Raw genomic sequence first — 282 nt, forward strand, 5'->3', positions numbered from 1 at the left:
CCACACCATCAGGTCCGGAGGATTATCGAGTTCTGTGCATGCCGCTACATACTCGATGCCGAGCGGAACTGCTCCCATCAGCCATGTTTCGAGTGCGACCTCGACGGCGCTCCGTGTCTGCGCATCGTTGAGCATAGAATTATCGTAGATCGTGTTGAGGAACACGGCCTCGATGCCCGCCAGCAACTCATGGACCGTATTAAGCACTGGTGGTCGGGTCATTTTTGTGCCCCTCGTAAAAAGCGCGGCCGAACGTCCAGTCGATTTCGATAAGTCCCGGCT

General features: G+C 56.0%; 1 protein-coding gene. It reads right to left on the reverse strand.

The features are described from left to right. The coding region (locus tag AC1RPW_RS08400; protein WP_481769509.1) for a hypothetical protein at positions 1 to 222 on the reverse strand (222 nt) is incomplete at its 3' end. Positions 223 to 282: the final 60 nt, after the last annotated feature.

The organism is Dellaglioa sp. CoH-55-MRSF-8, assembly GCF_056782195.1.